The following is a 17,798-nucleotide window of genomic DNA, read 5'->3' on the forward strand; positions in this document are numbered from 1 at the left end:
GCCGCCCCGTTCGGATCGGGCGGGTGATGCGCTCCCGGTGTCCCGGGAGGGGCGACTACTTGACGGTCGCGGTGGCGCCGGCGTCGGCCAGCTTGGCGCGGGCGGCCTCGGCGGCCTCCTTGGCGACCTTCTCCAGGATCGGCTTCGGAGCCGCGTCCACGAGGTCCTTGGCCTCCTTCAGGCCCAGCCCGGAGACGATCTCCCGGACGGCCTTGATGACCTGGACCTTCTTGTCGCCGGCAGCCTCGAGGATGACGTCGAACTCGTCCTGCTCCTCGGCGGCCTCGGCCGGCGCGCCGCCGCCCGGGCCGGCCGGGCCGGCGGCCACGGCCACCGGGGCCGCGGCGGTCACGCCGAAGGTCTCCTCGAACTGCTTGACGAACTCGCTCAGCTCGATGAGCGTGAGCTCCTTGAAGGCATCCAGGAGCTCGTCGGTGCTCAGCTTCGCCATGGTGGCGTCCTCTCTGTCTGTTCTGTAAGTGGTGCGGGACGTGCGGGTGGGCACCGGATCGCCGGTGCGGGGTGCCGGTCGGCCGACCGGCACGGATCAGACCGTGACCGGCTGGTCCGCGGCGGCGTCGGCGGACTCGGCGTCCGCACCGGCCGGGGCTTCCGCCGGAGCACCGGCGGCGTTCTTCTCCTGGAGCGCGGCGGCCAGCTGCGCCACCTTGCTCGGCAGCGCGTTCAGGACCACGGCCGCCTTGGTGAGCGTGCCGAGCATCGCTCCGGCCAGCTTGGCCAGCAGCACGTCCCGCGACTCCAGGTCGGCCAGCTTGGTGACCTCGCCGGCGTCCAGCGGCTTGCCGTCGAGCACACCGCCCTTGATCACCAGCAAGGGGTTGCCCCGGGCGAAGTCCCGCAGCGCCTTGGCCGCGTCGACCGGCTCGCCGGCCACGAAGGCCACCGCGGTGGGACCGGTGAACAGGTCGTCCAGACCGGTCACGCCCGCATCGGCGGCCGCCCGCTTGACCAGGGTGTTCTTGGCGACCGTGTAGGTCGTCCCGGCCCCGAGGGACCGGCGCAGGGTGGTGAGCTGCGACATGGTCAGACCGCGGTACTCGGTGACCACCGCGGCACTGGACGAGCGGAAGTGCTCGGCGATCTCGGCGACGGCCGCGGCCTTGTCCTGCGGTGCAGTTCCTGCCACTTCGTCTCCCTTCGTGCCTCGTTCGGATCGGTGGCCGACCGGTGCCGGCCACCGCCACCTCGACGGACCCGGAGACGACGAACGCCCCGGCCGCAGGGCGGCACGGGGCGTGGGCCGGCGGATGCCGGCGCGACCTCGTCCTCCTGCGTGGGCCGCCCGGCACTCCCGGGTCCTTCGGCCGCACCCGAGAAGGGCATGCGGCAGCCGACGGTCTTCGGTGGAACAGCTGCCACTGTACCGGTCGCCCGGCGGACCTACAAACGCCCGGTCGTTGCCCGCCGCGGATCGGGACGGGACGGCGGTCTCCCGCCGTCCGGTCAGCCCGTGTAGACGGTGGCCGGGTCCGGTGCGCTGATCGTGACGTCGGTGTCGAAGGAGGTGGCCTCGAAGGACGTGCTGGCCGTGACGCCGGAGGCGGTGGTCCTGCTCTCGGCGCGCACCACCCGGTCGCGCTCGTCCAGGTAGACCGTGATCGGCAACGACCGCAGGCCGGCGGCCAGGCTCTGCTCGAGCTGCTGCTTCTGGGCGCCGGTGGCTGCGGCAGCGGCCTTGGCGACGTCGACCACCATGCGGTAGCGGGTGGTCCGCACGCCCTTCACGTCCGCCGGTCCCTCGTCGACGATCTCCGACGCGGCGGCGGCCTGCACCGAGTACTGGTCGGCGCCCGCCGAGCGCAGGTAGCCGTCGAGCTGCCCCGCCAGCTGCTGCAGGACCGGGTTCTCGGAATCCGGGCTGGCCAGCGCCCAGCGCTTGCCGGTGATGCCCATCCGGGACAGCAGCTCCTGCCCGGAGACGTAGATCTTGTCGGACACCAGCAGCAGCCGCATGCTCAGGTCGGTGCCGGACACCGACAACCGGAGGTTCATGTCGATGCCGGTGATGCGACCGCCGGCCAAGGCCTCGCTGAAGGCACCCTCGGCGCTGGTGCCCGCCGCGCGGACGGTGAGCGAGCCCACCATGCTGCGGAGCGCACCGTTGGCCTTGCGCACCCGCGACGCGAACTCCGCCGGGTCCACCCGCTGTCCGGACGACGTCGCGGTGGAGCCGGTGGTGGTGCCGTCCGTGCCGTCCGTGCCGTCCGTGCCGCCCGAGGAGCCGGTCGAGGCGGTGGACGAGCCGGTGGTGGTGCCGGGGTCCGGCGTGGTCGGGTCGGAGTCCGTGCCCGGGGAGGTGGCGGGCTGCCCGGTACCGGTGGCGGACTGCGCAGTGCCGGTCGCGGACGGCGAGGTGATGGTGGCGCCGGCGACCGGTTGCGCGGTCCCCGCGACGGTGCCGGCGCAGCCGGCCGCGACCGCCAGCAGGCAGGCCGCCGCCAGCGCCCGCAGGGCCGTCCGCCCGCTCGTCGTCCTCGTGCCCACCGCGGCCCCCGTCCGTACCGATCCGCGCCGGTCCGGGAGGTCCGGGCCGGGGTCCAGCATGCCACCGGCGGCAGGGCCGGAAGGACGCCGGAACGCCGACCGCCCCGCCCTGCGAGGCAGGACGGGGCGGTGGAGGCGGTGTGGTGCCGGTGCGACGCTCAGGCGTCGGCCGTCTCCAGCAGGTTCCGGGTGCGGGTCGGGTCCACCGGGATGCCCGGGCCCATCGTCGTGGAGAAGTAGACCTTCTTCACGTACCGACCCTTGGCCGCCGACGGCTTGACCCGGAGCACCTCGTCCAGGGCGGCGCCGTAGTTCTCGACCAGCTTCTCGACCGGGAAGGAGACCTTACCGATCACCAGGTGCAGGTTCGCGGCCTTGTCGACCCGGAAGTTGATCTTCCCGCCCTTGATGTCGGTGACCGCCTTGGCGACGTCGGCGGTGACCGTGCCGGTCTTCGGGTTCGGCATCAGACCGCGGGGTCCCAGCACCCGCGCGATCCGGCCGACCTTGGCCATCTGGTCCGGCGTGGCGATCGCCGCGTCGAAGTCGGTCCAACCGCCCTGGATGCGGGCGATCAGGTCGTCGGAGCCGACCACGTCCGCGCCGGCGGCTTCGGCCTCGGCCGCGCGGTCGCCGACCGCGAACACCACGACGCGGGCGGTCTTGCCGGTGCCGTGCGGCAGGTTGACGGTGCCCCGCACCATCTGGTCGGCCTTGCGCGGGTCGACGCCCAGCTGCAGGGCGACCTCGACGGTGGCGTCCTGGCCCTTGGTCGTGCTGGTCTGCTGCGCCAGCTTCGCCGCCGCGAGCGGCGTGTAGAGCTGGTCGCGGTCGACCAGGGCTGCGGCGGCCTTGTAGGCCTTCGAGCGCTTCATGTCTTCTCCGTATCGGTGGATGGCGCCGGTGGGCGCCGGGTGGAGGTGGTGGTCGACGGGCCGCGCCGGGCCCTCCCACCGCCCGCGGGACGCGGGTCGTGCTGCCGGCCGGGTGGCCGGCGGGACGTCAGTCGGTGACGGTGATGCCCATCGACCGGGCGGTGCCGGCGATGATCTTGGCGGCCGCGTCGACGTCGTTGGCGTTCAGGTCGACCTGCTTGAGCTGGGCGATCTCCCGCACCTGGGCGCTGGTGACGGTGGCCACCTTGGTGGTGTGCGGCGTCGCGGAGCCCTTGTCGACACCGGCGGCCTTGAGCAGCAGCCGGGCGGCGGGCGACGTCTTCAGCTTGAAGTCGAAGGACCGGTCCTCGTACACCGAGATTTCGACCGGCACGACCTCGCCGCGCTGCGACTCCGTCGCGGCGTTGTAGGCCTTGCAGAACTCCATGATGTTGACGCCGTGCTGGCCGAGCGCGGGGCCGACCGGCGGGGCCGGGTTCGCCATTCCGGCCTTGATCTGCAGCTTGACGACCGCCGACAGTCGCTTCTTCTTCGGGGGCATGACACTTCCTCGGGCTGGGGCTGGGCTGTGGTGGATCCCGGGCGGGACCCGTGGACTACAGGGTGCAACGCACCCGGCGTGCCGCGCATGCCGCGCGGCCCGGCCGGTCAGATCTTGGCGACCTGCTGGAACGACAGCTCGACCGGCGTCTCCCGGCCGAAGATCGACACCAGCACCTTGACCTTCTGTGCGTCCGGGTTGACCTCGCTGATCGTCGCCGGGAGCGTCGCGAACGGGCCGTCCATGACCGTGACGGACTCGCCGACCGAGAAGTCGACGACGACCTTGGTGCCGCCCCCGCCGCCCTCGACGGTGGCGATCTGGGCGGCCTTCTTCGGCGCTGCCGGGACCAGGATCTTGACCACGTCGTCGACCGACAGCGGCGACGGACGCTGCGCCGTGGCACCGACGAACCCGGTCACGCCCGGGGTGTTGCGCACCGCGCTCCAGGACGCGTCGGTCAGATCCATCCGGACCAGGATGTAGCCGGGGTAGACCTTGCGCTGGACCTGCTTGCGCTGGCCGTTCTTGATCTCGGTGACCTCTTCGGTCGGGACCTCGATCTGGAAGATGTAGTCCTCCATGTCCAGCGACTTGATGCGGGTCTCGAGGTTGGTCTTGACCTTGTTCTCGTAGCCCGCGTACGAGTGCACGACGTACCACTCGCCGTCGGCGCGGCGCAGCGACGCCCTGAGCTCGGCGACCGGGTCGACCTCCGGCTCCTCGGCGGCCGCCGGGTCCTCGGTGGCGGCCTGGTCGGCCTCGTCCGCCGCGTCGACCAGCTCGGCGTCCTCCAGCGCGACCTCGCGGTCGGGCTCGGAGTTGGCCACCGAGTCGTCGGCGATGCCGTCCTCGATGTCCGAGTGGCCGTCGTCCCCGGTCTGCTCGTCGGGCTGCTGGCCGGTGGCGGTGACGTCGTCGAGCAGGTCGCCCTCGTCGCTGCGATCGGCAGGTGTCGACACGGTGGTACTCACTTCCTGGTTGTGCGGGTGACGCTGGTGGGAGCCGGTGAGCGCTAGCCGAAGACGGCGAGCACTCCCTGCGCGAAGAGCACGTCCAGCCCAGCGACCAGCGCGACCATGAAAACGACGAAGACGATCACGACGATCGTGTACGTGACCATCTGGTTGCGGGATGGCCAGATGACCTTCCGCAACTCGGCGACGACCTCGAGGAGGAACCGGCGGAGCCGGGCCAGCAGGCCGCCCCGCGGGGCGACCGCGACCTCGCGAGCCCGGGTGGCCGCGGTCTTGCCGGGGGTGACCCCGGTACGGACGACCGACCGGCGGGCGGCGGCACGGGCGGAGCCCGCGGCACCGGCCCCGACCACGGCGGCCTCCCGGTCCGGCACGCCGGCGTCCGGGACGGGCTCCTCGTCGAGGGTCCCGGTCGCGTCGGCGGCATCGGCGGCGGCGGCGTCGTCCATGTCGTCCAGGGCCGCCTTGCGCAGGAACGGCTCGCCGTCCGGGGCCACCGTGTCCAGCGGCTCGATCGGGTTGCTGCCGCTGTGCCCGGGGGCACGACGGCCGGCCGCGCGCCGAGCGGAGCCGCGGACGGCGTCGTCGGACGCCGCCGGCTGGCCGCCGTCGGTGCCCGGCTCGCGGTCGCCGTCGCTCTGGTCGCTCACCCGTGTCCTCGTCTCGTCCCGGTCCTCGTTCCGGTGCCGGTGGAGCCGGCACCACTGGGCCACCGCGACGCCGGCCCGGCACGGGCAACTCCGCCGCGGAGCTGTGCAGGGGCGACAGGACTTGAACCTGCAACCTGCGGTTTTGGAGACCGCTGCTCTGCCAATTGAGCCACGCCCCTTCGGGCACGGTCTCCGATACGCGCGCACGGCGCAGCATCGGACTCCGAGTCCCGACGCTCCAGTGTAGAGGCCGGGACTGCCGGACGCTAATCCCCCGGCCGGGCACCGTCCGCGCGGTCCGCGACCGACGACAGGTGGGGCGCGGCCTCGGCGGCGAGGGCCGGCAGCAGCGCGGTCGCGGTGGCCAGGTCCGGCGACAGGTCGCGGTCGCGCCGGTCGTCCGGGAGGTCCGCGCACAGCCGCAGCAGCTCGCCGACCGGTCCGCTCCGGCTCCCACCGGTTCCGGCTCCGGCGCGCAGCGCCCGGACCGCGGCGACCAGTTCGCAGGCCAGCACGCCGCGGTACCCGGCGTCGGCCGCGGCGACCTGCCGTGCGGCCTGCGAGGCGAAGCTGGCGTCCTCCTCCACCCCGCGGGAGAGGACCGCCGTGTGCAGGCCGGGCGGCGTGGCCGCCGCCGTGACCTCCGCGAGTGCGGACGCCGCGACGTACTCGGTGATCATCACCCCGGACGCGCCGGCGGTGCCGTCGGACAGGAAGGGCGGCAGGCCGGTGAACGCCGGCTCGCACAGCAGGGCCAGCCGCGCCTGGGAGCTGCGCGCCGACTGCGCGGCGGTCAGCGTCACCGCGGACAGCGCCGTCGACAGGTAGGCGGCGTGGAAGGCACCGTGGTGGGCGACGCCGCCGGCCTCGTCGGCGGATCCTCCGGCGATCAGCACGGGGTTCTCCGCGGGCGCGCAGGACATCCGCTCGACGACCAGGCCGGCGAGCTGCAGGGCGTCCAGGAAGGGTCCGTGGACCTGCGGCAGGGTGCGCAGCGCGAACGGGTCCTGGATGCGGGCCGGCGCCGCGGCGCCGGCGGCCAGTGCCCGCACGGTGCGGCAGACCGCGACCGCGCCCGGGAACGGTGTGGCCCGTTCCACCGCGGGCGAGAACGCCTCGAGGTTGCCGCCGACGGCAGCCAGGGTCAGCACCGCCACCGCCGGCGCGGCCGCCGCGGACTCGCCCGCCGCGACCAGCGCCAGGGCCGCGTCGCCCAGCGTCGCAGCGTTGCTGGACAGGAAGCCCAGGGCGTCGGCGGCACCGAACGGGACGGGCGCGCGGTGGCCCGGCCGTCCCGGGGCTCCCCGCCCGGAGATCAGCGCCCCGGCCGCGGCGGCCAGCGCCGACAGGTCCCCGGTGCCGACGCTCCCCCACTCCCGGACCTCGGGCAGGTCGTCCCCGTCGAGCAGGGCGGCCACCCCGTCCAGCACCGCCGGGCGCACGCCGCTGCCGCCGGCGGCCAGCTGGTTGAGCCGGACGAGCAGCATCGCGCGCACGCGCTCCCGGGACCGCAGCGGTCCGGCGGCGGTGGCATGGCTGCGGACCAGGGCGGCGGCATGACCGGCCGGGTCCCCGGTCACCCCCACCGAACGGTTGGCGCCGACCCCGGTGCTGCGCCCGTACAGCTCGCGCCGGCCGGCCTCCCGGTCGCCCAGCGCCGACGACGCCTGCGCCGCCGACCGCGCCCGCGCGGTGAGACGGACCAGGACCGGACCGGCGGCTGCGGCGGCGATGGTCGCGACCGGCAGCGGAGCTCCGTCGATCTCGACGGTCGGCGGCGTGGGCACTGCGCGATCCTCGCGCCGCCGGGCCGCCGCGACGGGGCAGCGCGCCGCAGCCACGGCAGGCACGGCAGGCATGCGGGCACGGCAGGCACGGCCCGCGGACGCGTCGCCGCGGTCACCACCCGCCCCGACCCGGCCACCGCAGGCCACGGCCGGCCCCAGCCGGCCCCAGCCGGACGGACCGAAGCTTGACGACGGCCGGTGCCCGTTGCAAGGGTTTGCGCTCGACCATCGCCGAGGGAGGCCTGCACCACGGTCCGCAGGAGGACCGCCACCAACGGACGAGGCCGCATCCGGCCCTTCACGCCGAGGTCGTCGATGATCAGGTTCGACGCAGTCACCAAGCGCTATCCGGACGGCACGGTCGCCGTCGACGAATTGGATCTCGAGGCGCCGTCGGGGCGCATCACCGTGCTGGTCGGCCCCTCGGGCTGCGGCAAGACCACGTCGCTCCGGATGATCAACCGCATGATCGACCCGACCAGCGGGACGATCTGGTTGGACGGCCGGGCCACCGCCGACGTGCCGCCGGCGACTCTGCGCCGTGGGATCGGCTACGTGATCCAGCACGCGGGGCTGTTCCCGCACCGCACCGTGCTGGACAACGTCACGACGGTGCCGGGCCTGCTGGGGCACGACCGCCGGACGGCCCGCACCCGTGCGATGGAGCTCCTCGAGCGGGTCGGGCTGGAGCCACGGATGGCCTCGCGGTACCCGGCCCAGCTGTCCGGCGGCCAGCAGCAGCGGGTCGGGGTCGCCAGGGCGCTGGCGGCCGACCCACCGGTCATGCTCATGGACGAGCCGTTCTCGGCGGTCGACCCGGTCGTCCGGGAGCAGCTGCAGAACGAGTTCCTGCGGCTGCAGCAGGACCTGCACAAGACCATCGTCTTCGTCACCCACGACATCGACGAGGCCATCAAGCTGGGCGACCAGGTCGCCGTGCTCGCCGTCGGCGGGCACCTGGCGCAGCTGGCCGCGCCCGCGGAGCTGCTGTCCCGGCCGGCCAGCACGTTCGTCGCCGGGTTCGTCGGTCGCGACCGCGGCTACCGCGCGCTCGGCTTCACCACCGGCGAGGTGGCCCTGCAGGACGAGCCGACCGTCCGGGTCGGCGCGGACGTCGGGGACGCGCGGCGGGTGGCCCGGGACGAGTGGGTGCTCGTCGTCGACGAGGGCGGGGCACCGCAGGGCTGGTGGCTGCTGTCCGGGGACCCCGGCGGCCGCGCCGACCACACCGTCGAGGCCGCGCGGCTCAACCTGGGCGGGACCCTGGCCACGGCGGGCGGCAGCCTGCGGTCGGTGCTGGACGCGGCGCTGTCGTCGCCGTCCGGTCGCGGCGTGGTGGTCGACGACGACGGGCGGCTGCTCGGCACGGTGACCGCCGCTGCGGTGATCGACCGGATCGAGGCGCTGGCCCGCGACGGCCGGTCCGGGGACACCGCGGCGGCAGGCCGCCCGTGATCGACTACTGGAGTTCCAACCAGGCCGAGATCTGGCGCCTGCTGTGGTCCCACGCCTGGCTGTCGGTGGTGCCCGTCATCATCGGCCTCGTGATCGCACTCCCGCTGGGCTGGGTGGCCGCCCGCCACCGCTGGGCCTACCCACCCCTGGTGGGCATCGCCGGGCTGCTCTACACGATCCCGTCGCTGGCGCTGTTCGTCGCGCTGCCGGGCATCCTGCACACCCGGATCCTCGACGTGACCAACGTCGTGGTGGCCCTCACCGTGTACGCGGTCGCCCTGCTGGTGCGGGTGGTGTCCGACGGGCTGACCTCGGTGTCCGCGGACACGCTGCAGGCCGCCACCGCCATGGGCTACCGGCCCGCCGGGCGGTTCTTCGCGGTGGAACTGCCGCTGGCGGTCCCGGTGATCGCGGCCGGGGTGCGCGTGGCCACCGTGTCCAACGTGTCGCTGGTGGCGGTGGCGACCTTCGTCGGGACGGCCCAGCTGGGAACGCTGTTCACCGAGGGCCTGTCCCGCACCGTCAACCAGCTCCCGCCGATCCTGACGGGCATCCTGCTGTCCCTGGTGCTCGCCCTGGTGCTGGACCTGCTGATCCAGTTGGCCACCCGGCTGGCGACACCGTGGCGCCGGGCGGAGGTGCGACGGTGATCGGCGACTGGTGGTCCTACCTCACCGACCCGGACAACTGGGACGGCCGCAACGGGCTCTGGGCCAACATCGTCGAGCACGTGACCTACTCCGGCATCGCCGTGGGGGTGGCGCTGCTGATCGCGTTCCCGCTCGGTCTGTGGATCGGCCACACCGGCCGCGGCGCCACGCTCGTCGTGGGCACGGTCAACGCCAGCCGGGCGCTGCCCACGTTCGGTCTGATGGTGCTGCTGTTCATCCTGATCTCGCCGCACTTCACCGGGAAGACGGACCTGCCGTACATCCTTCCGGTCGAGATCGTCCTGCTGCTGCTGGCCGTGCCGCCGATCCTGTCGAACACCTACGCCGGGTTGCAGTCGGTGGACCCGGCGGTGCGGGACGCGGCCCGGGGCATGGGCATGACCGGCGGCCAGGTGCTGCGGCAGGTCGAGCTGCCGAACGCCTACCCGTTGATCATGTCCGGCCTGCGCAGTGCCGCGCTGCAGGTCATTGCCACCGCCACGGTCGGCGCCTACATCGGGCTGGGCGGGCTGGGTGCGCCGATCTACGACGCCACCCAGCAGGGTCCCTTCCAGGACACCGAGTCCAGCCACCTGGCCACCGGCGAGCTGCTGACCGGAGCCTTCCTGGTGGCCGCGCTGGCGTTGCTGATCGATCTCGTCCTGGCAACGATCCAGCGCTACACGACCTCACGGGGAATAACCGGGCGCTACCGGAGTTCGTCCGATCTGGTCGCCCCCTCCGAGGTGGCGGTCCGCGCCGCCGAGGGCAGGACCGACCTCGCACCGGGAGGGCAGCAGGTGGCCGCGCTCTGAGCTGTCCCGACGCTTCACCCGCACCGACCGCTCCATCCGATCGATGACGCAGTGACCGCCGGCACCGGCCGGCACCGACCCCAGGAGAGACCATGAGACGCACCCGTGCAGCGGGACTCGTCGCCGCGTTCGCCGCGACCGCCCTGGCGCTGACCGCCTGCGGCAGCTCGACCTCCGGATCCGGATCGTCCAGCTCCACCAGCTCGAGCTCGAGCTCCGACAGCTCGTCCTCGGCCGCCACCGGGGCGTCGTCGGCGCCGGCCGGCTCGAGCACCGCCTCGTCGTCCGGGTCGGGCTCGGCGTCGGGTTCGACGTCGGGCTCGGCGTCGTCCGGCTCCGGCTCGGCGACGGCCGGCGGCGGGGGCGCACCCGGCTCGGTGGTGATCGGCTCGGCGAACTTCTCCGAGAGCGAGCTGCTGATGAACATCTACGCCGACGCGCTCAAGGCCAAGGGCGTCACGGTGTCGTTGAAGCCGGCGATCGGCAGCCGCGAGGTGTACCTCCCGGCGCTCAAGGACGGTTCGATCGACTTGATCCCGGAGTACACCGGCGTACTGCTGGCCTACTTCGACAAGAACAGCACCGCGACGTCGTCCGAGGACATCTACAAGGCGCTGCCGGCGGCCGTCGGTCCGGATCTGAAGGTGCTCGACCAGGCCAAGGCCGAGGACAAGGACTCGATCACCGTCAGCGCCGAGACGGCCAGCAAGTACAACCTCAAGTCGATCGGCGACCTCAAGTCGGTGGCCGGCGACCTGACCCTCGGCGCGCCGCCGGAGTTCAAGACCCGCGCCGACGGCATCCCCGGCCTCAAGGCCAAGTACGGGGTGGAGTTCGGGGACTTCAAGACCCTGGATGCCGGCGGCCCGCTGACCGTCAACGCCCTGAAGAACGGCCAGATCGACGCCGGCGACCTGTTCACCACGGACCCGGCCATCGAGGCCAACAAGTTCGTCGTGCTGCAGGACCCGGAGAACCTGTACACCGCGCAGAACATCGTCCCGCTGATCAACGCCGCCAAGTCGACGCCCACCATCGAGGCTGCGCTGAACGCGGTGTCCGCGAAGCTGGAGACCACCACGCTGGTCGACCTGAACGCCAAGGTCGGTTCCGGGTCCGACCCGGCGACCGTGGCCGCCGACTGGGTCAAGTCGCAGGGCCTGGGCTGACGCCCGCCCGGTGCGGCGCGCTTCCGGCGTGCCGCACCGGGTGTCCCCCGCGTTGCCCTGCCGGACGTCGGCGCTCCGGAGTCCGGGATCCGGTGCCCGGGCGTGCGGCTCGGTGCTGCCAGGCGCGGGCTCCCGGCGCTCCGGCGTGTGGGCCGCGGACGTGTCCGCGAGAACCGGCCGGCGGTCGTGGACGACCTGACCTCCGGCGTCCGCGCCGGTGTCGCACCATCCGGGTCCCGAGTGACCGTGTGACAGGATGGCGGACCGTGACCAGCGCCACGAACGCCCCGTCCCGCCGGATCTCCGCCAGGATCGCCGCCATCGCGGAATCCGCCACCCTGGCCGTGGACGCCAAGGCCAAGGCGCTGAAGGCCGCCGGCCGCCCGGTGATCGGGTTCGGCGCCGGTGAACCGGACTTCCCGACCCCGGAGCCCATCGTCAAGGCCGCCGTCGAGGCGTGCCAGCAGCCGGCCAACCACCGCTACACCCCGACCGCCGGCCTGCCGGAGCTGCGCCGGGCCGTCGCCGACAAGACCGCCCGCGACTCGAACCTGCACGTCGAGCCGCAGCAGGTGTTGATCACCAACGGTGGCAAGCAGGCCGTCTACCAGGCCTTCGCCACCCTGCTCGACCCCGGCGACGAGGTGCTGCTGCCGGCGCCGTTCTGGACCACCTACCCCGAGGCCATCGCCCTGGCCGGTGGCGTGCCCGTCCAGGTGACGGCCGACGAGAGCACCGGCTACCGGGTGTCCGTCGAGCAGCTCGACGCAGCCGTCACGCCACGCACCAAGGTGCTGCTGTTCTGCTCGCCCTCGAACCCGACCGGCGCCGTGTACCCGCCGGACCAGGTGGCCGCGATCGGCCGGTGGGCCGCGGAGCGCGGGCTGTGGGTCGTCACGGACGAGATCTACGAGCACCTGACCTACGGCGGCGCGGAGCACGTCTCGATGCCCGTGGTGGCGCCGGAGATCGCCGACCGGTGCGTCGTCCTCAACGGGGTGGCCAAGACCTACGCGATGACGGGCTGGCGGGTCGGCTGGCTCATCGGCCCGACCGACGTGGTGACCGCGGCCACGAACCTGCAGTCGCACCTGACGTCGAACGTGTCCAACGTGTCCCAGCGCGCGGCGCTGGAGGCGGTGTCCGGGCCGTTGGACGCCGTGGAGATGATGCGGGCCGCCTTCGACCGCCGGCGGCAGACCATGGTCCGGCTGCTCCGCGAGATCCCCGGCGTCACCTGCCCCGAGCCGGAGGGGGCGTTCTACGCCTACCCGTCCGTCCGGGGGCTGGTCGGCAAGAGCTTCGGCGGGGTCCGGCCCGCGTCGTCGAGCGAGCTCGCCGCGCTCGTCCTGGAGCGGGCGGAGGTCGCCGTGGTCCCCGGTGAGGCGTTCGGCACGCCCGGGTACTTCCGGCTGTCCTACGCGCTGGGCGATGCGGATCTGGAGACCGGCGTGCGACGGATGGGCGAGTTCCTGGCCACGGCGCGGGACTGACCTGTCCCCGACGGAGCCGCCGCCGGGCCGCCTCCGCTGCTCCGCGGCCGGATCGCGGACGGCCTCCGAACGCTCCGGCCGGTGCGCCCGTCGGGCCGAGAAGACCTCGACCGAAGGGCGACCTGACGGCCGAAGTCGAGGATGGCGCCGAGCAGCTCCTCGGGACCGAAACCTGCGTGGGACGTCGGAGCCGGGAGCCCCGGCCGCCGCCGCACCGGCCGTCGCGACGACCGGCCAGCCGGAGGGGCGCGGCCCGGCGATGCGGGCGCGGCGGGAACGCGATCGGGCCGGAGTGCCGCTCAGCCCAGCCGGACGGTCGCGCGGGCCTTGCCCAGCACGGTCTGGCCCTGGAAGCGCGCGGTGACGTCGATCCGGGCGGTGCCGGCCTGCTCGTCGACGGCCCCGACCACACCGGTCAGCTCCACGGTCGCGCCCGCGTCGTCGTTCGGCACGACGACGGGACGGGTGAAGGTGACCCCCAGTTCCACGACGCCGCCCGGCCCGCCGACCCAGTCGGTCACCAGCCGGCCGGCCAGTGCCATCGTGAGCATGCCGTGGGCGATGACGCCGGGCAGCCCGACGGCCGAGGCCACGCGGTCGTTCCAGTGGATCGGGTTGAAGTCGCCGGACGCGCCGGCGTAACGGACCAGCCGGTCCCGGGTCACCGCCACGGTCAGCGGCGGGAGCTCGTCCCCGACGGCCACCGAGCCGGCAGCCGGCGCCACTGCACGGTCCCCCGGGTCGCGGACGTCCGTCGCGGACGTGCCCGGCCCCGACGTCGGGGCGCCACCGGGGGTCACTCCGCCGCCCGGGCGACGAGGGTGCCGACGGTCGTGCACACCGGGTCGCCGGCGGCGTCGGTGATCTCGGTGCGGACCGACACGACGTCGTTCCCGGCGAGCACGCGCAGCGAGTCGACGCAGGCCACCGCCGACAGCACGTCGCCGGCATGGATAGGCCGGTGATGGGTGAACCGCTGGTCGCGATGGACCACGCGGGAGAAATCCAGTCCCAGCTCGGGGTGGAAGAGGAGCCGGTCCTGCGCGCCGGCCACCACCGCGATGGCGAAGGTGGGCGGCGCGATCAGGTCCGGATAGCCGGCGGCCCGGGCTGCAGCCCGGTCGACGCACAGCGGGTTGGTCTCGCCGATGGCCGCGCAGAACTCGCGCACCTTCTCGACTCCGACCTCGTACGGCTCGCCGAGGGGGAACGGCCGGCCGACGAACGACGCCTCGAGGGGCACCGCTGGATCAGCGGGTCTCGCGGTGGGCGCGGTGCACGCCACAGTTCGGGCAGAACTTCTTCAGCTCCAGCCGATCCGGGTCGTTCCGCCGGTTCTTGCGGGTGATGTAGTTGCGGTGCTTGCACTGCTCGCAGGCGAGCGTGATCTTCGGGCGCACATCGGTGGCGGCCACTGTCGCTGCCTCTCTTCTCGACATCGGCGCGGCGCGGAGACCTCCCGCGCCGCCTGGTACGTCCGGCTCGTGGCCGGGTGGTGCTGGGTAGCGGTGGCCGGACTTGAACCGGCGACACAGCGATTATGAGCCGCTTGCTCTACCGACTGAGCTACACCGCCCCGGTGCCGGGCTGGTCGTCCCGACACCGCCCGACGCCGCAGCGCCGGTACCACAACGGCCACGGTCCACCGGACATTCCCGGTGTGCCCGCGGCCGCTGACCGAGCCCCTTTACGGAATCGAACCGTAGACCTTCTCCTTACCATGGAGACGCTCTGCCGACTGAGCTAAAGGGGCGGGCCGTGCGGTGGTGCACCGGACTGCCGCACCGCGGTCGCCCGGCCGCGCCTGCCCCTGGACGGACCGGAGCTGCAGACGCGAAGCTGCTCCCAGCAGTCGGTGGAGGACCATCGTCCGTCTGGGAGCCTCCACATCGTAGCGCACCCGCGGAGTCACCGACGACCGAGCCGAGCCTGCGCACCGGGCCGGGGGCCGCGGAGCCGGCTCCCGCTACGACCCACCGGCACGCGAGCCGGCATCCGCACCGACCCGCCGGCACGGCCGGCTGCGCCGGTCGCCGTCAGCCGACGATGAGCCGCAGCGTGTCGGCCTGCAGGATCGGGTCGTCCATCCGCATGGTGCGGGAGGTCAACCAAGCCTCCATCTTGCCGATCGGCTGGGGACGGGCGATCAGGAAGCCCTGCACGGTGTCGCACTCGAGGGTGCGCAGGGCGTCGCGCGCCGCCTCCTCCTCCACGCCCTCGGCGACGACGGACAGGCTCAGCGAGTGACCGAGCTCGATGATGGCCCGGACGATCGCCAGGTCCCCGATGTCGGTCACCATGCCCTGCACGAAGGACTTGTCGATCTTGATCTCGTCGATCGGCAACCGGCGCAGGTAGGCCAGCGACGAGTAACCGGTGCCGAAATCGTCGACCGACAGGTGCAGGCCCATGTCGTGCAGCTCCTGCAGGATCGGCATGGACCGTTCCGGAGCGGCCATGACGCTCGACTCGGTGATCTCGAACGTCAGCAGCTCCGGTGGCACGCCGTGCGCGGCCAGCGCGGCCGCCACCCGCGCCGGGAAGTTCGGCGACGACAGGTTGTGCACCGACAGGTTCACCGCGACGCCGATCCGCATCCGGCGGTCCATCCAGCGGCGGATCTGCGCCAGCACGATCTCCAGCACGTGCTCCAGCAGGATGTCGATCGAGCCGGTGGCCTCGATGGCGGCGACGAACTCGGCGGGCGAGACCACGCCGAGCTCGGGGTGGTCCCAGCGCACCAGCGCCTCCATGCCGACCAGCTCCCGGTCGGCGAGGCGGATCTTGGGCTGGAACACCACCGTGATCAGGCCCTGCTCGACGGCCTTGCGGAACTGGGTGACCAGCTGGAAGCGGCGACGGAAGACGTCGCCCATGGTGTCGGTGTAGCAGCGCAGCGCGTCCTCGGACGACTGTGCCGCGGTGAGCGCCGTCTCCGCACGCTGCAGCAGGGCGGCGGCGCGGGCGGCGACCGCACCCTCGACCTCGTCGACCAGGGCCACGCCGGCCCGGGCCTGCGGCTCGACGTCGATGCCGCCGAGCGGGTAGGGCTGGCCGACGAGGTCGAGCAGTCCGGCAGCGACCTGCTCGATCTCCTCCGGCGGCAGCCGGTCGATGAGCACGGCGAAGCAGTCCGACTCCAGGTGGGCGACGGCGCGCTCCGCGCCGAGCGCGGACAGCAGCCGGTGGCCGGCGGCCAGCAGGAGCTGCTCCCCGCGGTCGTGGCCCACGGCATTGTTGACCTCGGCGAGGATGCCGAGCTGGACGAGCAGCACCGCGCCGATCGACCCGTCGGACAGCCCGGTTCGGGTCCGGCTCATCAGTCCGCGCCAGTTGAGCATGCCGGTGATGGCGTCGTGGTCGGCCTCGTGCCGGAGCCGCTCGACCAGCCGCAGGTTGTCCAGCGACGTGGCGACGTGCTGGCCCAGCGTCTCCAGCAGCCGCAGGTCGTTGACCGAGAACCGGCCCCACCGGCTGCGGCGGTTGCGCACCTCGAGGTAGCCGCGCGTGCGGTCGCCGGACCGCAGCGGGACGACCAGCACGTCCCAGGCTCCCCGGTCGTCCAGGCTGGCCAGCACGGCGGGATCGGTGGTGCGGTCGGAGGACGCCTGCGTGCCGCCGGTGCCCGCGGCGAGCGCGAGCAGGGGATCGTCGGCCGGTCGGGCCGGCTCGTCCAGCTGGCCCTCGGGGGTGACCGCCAGCACCCGGAAGCCGTCGTCCGGATCGGTCAGGTGCACCACCGCGACCCGGGCGTTCAGTTGCTCGCGGACCTGCTCGAGCATCACCAGCCAGTCACCGACGTCCGACCCGACACCGACCACGTGCCGGCCGAAGGCGTACATGCGGGACAGGTCGGTGTGCTGGCGGAGGAACTGGGCGTAGACGCGGTAGGCGACGACGACGGCGGCTGCGAGCGCGAAGGTCAGCAGCCGGCCGGTGCCGTCCTGCTCGTGCCACAGCGTCCAGCCGACCAGCACGAAGGTCGTCGCCACCCCCGAGGTGACCAGCGAGCGGGTGAGCACCCGGCGCATGGGCTCCGCGGGGCCGATCAGCCGGTAGGCCAGCCCGACGACGACGTGGGTCAGCAGGCCGCCGGCCGGGATGCCGATGAACGGCAGCAGAAAGGCCCAGCCTGTCGGATCGTCGCTCCTGCTGCTCAGCGCGGCGAACACGGCCACCGCCGTGCCGCTCTCGGCGAGCACGATCGCCAGGTTGGCCAGGATGTTGCGCCAGGTGTCCCGCCGGATCAGGAAGACCGCCGCGGCGGCCACCACGTTGGCGGCGCCGATGAGCGGGGCGGTCAGGGTGAGCAGCGCGATCGCCGTCGGGATCTCGGTCAGACTGATCAGCAGCGTCTCGCGGCGGATCTCGATCCGCAGTGGGACGATCTCGCTGAGCAGGTACAGGGCCGCGATGAGCACCGCGGCGATCAGCACGGGCGCCGAGTACTCGGACCGGATCCCGTCGAACCGGGCGATGCCGAACCACCAGAGCGGGATGGAGCCGAGCCCGACCACCACGGCCAGCCCGAGGAGCACCTGCCGGCTGTCGAACGTCCGGCCCGGTGGCCGTTCGACGGGATCCGGCGTCATGGCGACTCCTCCGGATCAACTGGCTGGACGGCGGACGAGGGCCGTCCACCCGTCATTTTCAGGCATGCGCGGACCGTAGCGAGCCGAAAGAACCGAATGCGCGACTGCGACATCGCTTTCACCCGGTTCAGCGTTACACGGCTCCCCGAGGCCGGAGCCCTAGCCGTCGGTAGGCTGCGGTACGACGACAACGCCGCTGGATGGGGCCGCGTGCTGCTCGGACGGCGTAGTGGCAGTGACGGCGCGGTTCCCGGACGCGGTGCGAAAT

17 protein-coding genes and 3 tRNA genes are annotated in these 17,798 nt (G+C 73.2%); 5 read left to right on the top strand and 15 right to left on the bottom strand.

The annotated features are described in order from the left end of the window. Nucleotides 1-55 precede the first annotated feature (55 nt). The 9 genes from rplL to IEY37_RS12185 form a co-directional block, all read right to left on the bottom strand. A complete protein-coding gene (rplL, locus tag IEY37_RS12145; protein WP_188941834.1) occupies nt 56-451 on the bottom strand; it encodes a 50S ribosomal protein L7/L12 in 396 nt (131 codons plus the stop codon). Between the two features lie 96 nt (nt 452-547). After that, complete coding sequence (gene rplJ, locus IEY37_RS12150; protein ID WP_188941836.1) at nt 548-1,147, bottom strand: 50S ribosomal protein L10; 600 nt, start codon at nt 1,145-1,147, stop codon at nt 548-550. A gap of 317 nt (nt 1,148-1,464) precedes the next feature. Then, nucleotides 1,465-2,505: an SCO4651 family lipoprotein gene (locus tag IEY37_RS12155; protein ID WP_188941837.1), complete on the bottom strand. Its 1,041-nt coding sequence runs from the start codon at nt 2,503-2,505 to the stop codon at nt 1,465-1,467. A gap of 158 nt (nt 2,506-2,663) precedes the next feature. Beyond that, nucleotides 2,664-3,380 (bottom strand): 50S ribosomal protein L1, encoded by a 717-nt coding sequence (gene rplA, locus IEY37_RS12160; protein WP_188941839.1) that lies wholly within the window; start codon nt 3,378-3,380, stop codon nt 2,664-2,666. 127 nt (nt 3,381-3,507) lie between these two features. Further along, nucleotides 3,508-3,942, bottom strand: coding sequence for a 50S ribosomal protein L11 (gene rplK, locus IEY37_RS12165; RefSeq protein WP_188941840.1), 435 nt, complete (start codon nt 3,940-3,942; stop codon nt 3,508-3,510). Nucleotides 3,943-4,049: 107 nt separating this feature from the next. After that, the gene (gene nusG, locus IEY37_RS12170; RefSeq protein ID WP_268238005.1) at nt 4,050-4,916 is read right to left on the bottom strand and encodes a transcription termination/antitermination protein NusG; all 867 of its coding nucleotides are present in this window, start codon (nt 4,914-4,916) and stop codon (nt 4,050-4,052) included. A gap of 41 nt (nt 4,917-4,957) precedes the next feature. Next, the gene (gene secE / locus IEY37_RS12175) at nt 4,958-5,569 is read right to left on the bottom strand and encodes a preprotein translocase subunit SecE (protein WP_229674336.1); all 612 of its coding nucleotides are present in this window, start codon (nt 5,567-5,569) and stop codon (nt 4,958-4,960) included. A gap of 106 nt (nt 5,570-5,675) precedes the next feature. Then, nucleotides 5,676-5,748, bottom strand: a tRNA-Trp gene (locus tag IEY37_RS12180). Nucleotides 5,749-5,835: 87 nt separating this feature from the next. Further along, complete coding sequence (locus IEY37_RS12185) at nt 5,836-7,356, bottom strand: aromatic amino acid lyase (protein ID WP_188941841.1); 1,521 nt, start codon at nt 7,354-7,356, stop codon at nt 5,836-5,838. 315 nt (nt 7,357-7,671) lie between these two features. Between IEY37_RS12185 and IEY37_RS12190 the strand changes: the two genes are divergently transcribed. From IEY37_RS12190 to IEY37_RS12210, 5 genes are all read left to right on the top strand, one after another. Continuing rightward, nucleotides 7,672-8,811: an ABC transporter ATP-binding protein gene (locus tag IEY37_RS12190; protein ID WP_188941842.1), complete on the top strand. Its 1,140-nt coding sequence runs from the start codon at nt 7,672-7,674 to the stop codon at nt 8,809-8,811. After that, nucleotides 8,811-9,461 (top strand): ABC transporter permease, encoded by a 651-nt coding sequence (locus IEY37_RS12195; protein WP_188942359.1) that lies wholly within the window; start codon nt 8,811-8,813, stop codon nt 9,459-9,461. Before IEY37_RS12190 ends, IEY37_RS12195 begins: the two co-directional genes overlap by 1 nt. Further along, nucleotides 9,458-10,276, top strand: coding sequence for an ABC transporter permease (locus IEY37_RS12200; RefSeq protein WP_229674338.1), 819 nt, complete (start codon nt 9,458-9,460; stop codon nt 10,274-10,276). The genes IEY37_RS12195 and IEY37_RS12200 overlap by 4 nt, the downstream gene beginning before the upstream one ends. A 92-nt stretch (nt 10,277-10,368) precedes the next feature. Further along, the gene (locus IEY37_RS12205) at nt 10,369-11,445 is read left to right on the top strand and encodes an ABC transporter substrate-binding protein (protein WP_188941843.1); all 1,077 of its coding nucleotides are present in this window, start codon (nt 10,369-10,371) and stop codon (nt 11,443-11,445) included. A gap of 266 nt (nt 11,446-11,711) precedes the next feature. Continuing rightward, nucleotides 11,712-12,938 (top strand): pyridoxal phosphate-dependent aminotransferase, encoded by a 1,227-nt coding sequence (locus IEY37_RS12210; RefSeq protein WP_188941844.1) that lies wholly within the window; start codon nt 11,712-11,714, stop codon nt 12,936-12,938. 299 nt (nt 12,939-13,237) lie between these two features. On the opposite strand, the gene IEY37_RS12215 is transcribed toward IEY37_RS12210, so the two are convergent. The 6 genes from IEY37_RS12215 to IEY37_RS12240 all read right to left on the bottom strand — a co-directional run bounded on the left by IEY37_RS12215 (nt 13,238) and on the right by IEY37_RS12240 (nt 17,530). Then, a complete protein-coding gene (locus IEY37_RS12215; RefSeq protein WP_188941845.1) occupies nt 13,238-13,663 on the bottom strand; it encodes a MaoC family dehydratase in 426 nt (141 codons plus the stop codon). Between the two features lie 71 nt (nt 13,664-13,734). Beyond that, a complete protein-coding gene (locus IEY37_RS12220; protein ID WP_188941847.1) occupies nt 13,735-14,181 on the bottom strand; it encodes a MaoC family dehydratase N-terminal domain-containing protein in 447 nt (148 codons plus the stop codon). Nucleotides 14,182-14,188: 7 nt separating this feature from the next. Then, a complete protein-coding gene (gene rpmG, locus IEY37_RS12225; RefSeq protein WP_373298318.1) occupies nt 14,189-14,353 on the bottom strand; it encodes a 50S ribosomal protein L33 in 165 nt (54 codons plus the stop codon). 88 nt (nt 14,354-14,441) lie between these two features. Beyond that, nucleotides 14,442-14,514: transfer RNA gene (locus IEY37_RS12230), tRNA-Met, on the bottom strand. 104 nt (nt 14,515-14,618) lie between these two features. Next, nucleotides 14,619-14,691: transfer RNA gene (locus tag IEY37_RS12235), tRNA-Thr, on the bottom strand. Between the two features lie 283 nt (nt 14,692-14,974). Beyond that, nucleotides 14,975-17,530 carry a putative bifunctional diguanylate cyclase/phosphodiesterase gene (locus IEY37_RS12240; protein WP_188941851.1) on the bottom strand — a complete coding sequence of 852 codons (2,556 nt, stop codon included), beginning with the start codon at nt 17,528-17,530 and terminating at the stop codon, nt 14,975-14,977. Nucleotides 17,531-17,798: the final 268 nt, after the last annotated feature.

The organism is Nakamurella endophytica (assembly GCF_014646215.1).
GTDB classification, from domain to species: domain Bacteria; phylum Actinomycetota; class Actinomycetes; order Mycobacteriales; family Nakamurellaceae; genus Nakamurella; species Nakamurella endophytica.